Below are 2142 nucleotides of genomic sequence, written 5' to 3' on the forward strand. Positions count from 1 at the left end.
GGTTGGCGAAACAGCTTTGGCCGCAAGAGGGTTGGGCTCGGGTCGGCGCGCGGCCGCATCTGTCGACCGTGTTCGGGATGGTCGGCGCCGCCTGCCTGGTCACCCCGCGGGAGATCGCGGGCGTGGTCGTCTACACCACGCTGACCGGCGCGGCCACCGCCGCCCAGCGCCTGCTCGCGCTCGACCCGGCCGCCATCGCGGAGTGCACGCTCCGCCTCGCCGACCTGTGTGACCGCATCGCCGCCGAGGCCGCCGACGGCCTCGCCTGCCTGTCCGACCCGCTGCAGGACGCGCTGGCCGAGCGCCATCTGCACCGCGACATGCCCCTGTTCGCCAGCTGATTCCACGCCAAGAAGGAGAGCGCCACCATGCCACCGCACCTGATCGACGGTGAACCGCACGACCACACCCACGATCGGCCGAAGCGCCGGCGCACGCCGGGCGAGGCGCTGCGCATCGGCATCGGCGGCCCGGTCGGCTCCGGCAAGACCGCGCTGGTCGCCGCGCTGTGCAGGCAACTGCGCGAGGAGCTCTCGCTGGCCGTGCTGACCAACGACATCTACACCACCGAGGACGCCGACTTCCTGCGCAGGCACGCGGTGCTGCCGGACGAGCGGATCACCGCCGTGCAGACCGGCGGCTGCCCGCACACCGCCATCCGCGACGACATCACCGCGAACCTCGACGCCATCGACGATCTGATCGCGGCGAACCCGCCGCTGGACCTGATCCTCGTCGAGTCCGGCGGCGACAATCTCACCGCGACGTTCTCCTCCGGCCTGATCGACGTGCAGATCTTCGTGGTCGACGTGGCGGGCGGCGACAAGGTACCGCGCAAAGGCGGTCCCGGCGTGACCTTTTCGGACCTGCTCGTGGTCAACAAGACCGACCTCGCGCCGCTGGTCGGCGCGGACCTCGGCGTGATGGAGCGCGACGCGGCGAAGGTGCGCGAGGGCCGCCCGACCGCGCTCATCTCGCTCACCGAGGACCCCGCCGCCACGAAGGTGCTCGCCTGGGTGCGCGAGCAGCTGCGGGCCATGGCCGAGCAGGATCGGCTGGCCGGGACCGAATCCGCTGTTGCGCACTGAGGTCCGGATTGTCGCGAGCGCCGCGGCGCTGCCGGAGATCCACGCGAGCGGCGGGCTGTCGGCCCGCCGCACCGGTCCGCACACGGTGCACTTCATCGGCACCGCGGCGACCCCGCTGGGCGGCGACGAGCTCGACATCACCATCGTGGTCGGTCCGGGCGCGCGGCTGACCGTGCGCTCGGTCGCGGCCACCATCGCCCTGCCGAGCGCGGCGACGCCGGACTCCGTGGGGCGCTGGCACTTCGAGATCGCCGAGGGGGCGGAGCTCGACTTCGATCCGGAGCCGACGATCGTGGCGGGCGGCGCGCGACACCACACCGTCAGCTCGATCGCGCTCGCCCCGGACGCCAGGCTGCGGCTGCGCGAACGCGTGCAGATCGGCCGCGCCGGTGAGAACGGCGGCGGTTGGCGCGGCGACCTGATCGCCGATCTCGGCGAACTCCCGCTGCTGCGACACCGTCTGGCCCTCGGCGCGGGCTCGGCCGCGGACGACGCGCTCGCGGCGCCGCGCGCGCTGGAGAGCGAACTGCGCTACCCGGATGATCGACCCGCGGCGACCACGGGCCTCGCCGAGACCCGGCTTCCCTTGGCGGCGGGCGGAACCCTGCTGACCCGGACGAGCCCGGTCCTCGTCGCCCGCTGAGCGTTTGGTTGCTGCCGTGTTGCGCTGATCTTGAAGCTTAGAAGACTCGCCGAAGACGACGCGCCGAACCGAAAAGCGTTGGGGTGGCGGCCGTCACCCGAAGGTGTAGCCCGTCGTCGCGCGGGAGAAAAGACAAAGGGTGGGAACCCGACAATGTCGTCGGGCTCCCACCCTCGTGGAGCCGATCCGGTCAGTCGCCGACGACCCGCGAGGGGGCGTTGAACGCGTTGACCGCGCCCACGGCCGCACCGGCCGCCGCGCCGAGCGCCGCCGCGGGCACGGTGATCACGGCCGCGCCGAAGGACGCCCCGAGCATGGGCCCGGCGACGATGCCCACCGGCACGAACGGCAGCCCGACCACGAGGCCCAGCGCACCGCCGAGGAGCGCGGAGGTGGCCGCGAAGGGCGCGG

At 73.1% G+C, this 2142-nt stretch carries 3 protein-coding genes and 1 pseudogene; 3 read left to right on the plus strand and 1 reads right to left on the minus strand.

Annotation, left to right across the window (positions count from 1 at the left end; all coding sequences use genetic code 11):
* From ON39_RS15495 to ON39_RS15505, 3 genes are all read left to right on the plus strand, one after another.
* Positions 1 to 341 (plus strand): urease accessory UreF family protein (locus ON39_RS15495; RefSeq protein WP_040734765.1); only part of this gene is annotated, 341 nt, incomplete at its 5' end.
* Positions 342 to 368: 27 nt separating this feature from the next.
* On the plus strand, positions 369 to 1088 hold the full coding sequence (gene ureG, locus ON39_RS15500) for an urease accessory protein UreG (RefSeq protein ID WP_040734766.1): 720 nt from the start codon (positions 369 to 371) through the stop codon (positions 1086 to 1088).
* Positions 1078 to 1731, plus strand: coding sequence for an urease accessory protein UreD (locus ON39_RS15505; RefSeq protein WP_040734767.1), 654 nt, complete (start codon positions 1078 to 1080; stop codon positions 1729 to 1731). Before ureG ends, ON39_RS15505 begins: the two co-directional genes overlap by 11 nt.
* 190 nt (positions 1732 to 1921) lie before the next feature.
* On the opposite strand, the pseudogene ON39_RS15510 reads toward ON39_RS15505, so the two are convergent.
* Positions 1922 to 2142 (minus strand): annotated as a pseudogene (locus ON39_RS15510) (hypothetical protein); the annotation flags it as partial.

The sequence above is a fragment of the Nocardia tenerifensis NBRC 101015 genome (assembly GCF_000308715.1).
Taxonomy (GTDB): domain Bacteria; phylum Actinomycetota; class Actinomycetes; order Mycobacteriales; family Mycobacteriaceae; genus Nocardia; species Nocardia tenerifensis.

Coding starts and splice junctions, on each gene's coding strand:
- ureG (WP_040734766.1), top strand. CDS start 369: ATGCCACCGCACCTGATCGACGGTGAACCGCACGACCACACCCACGAT.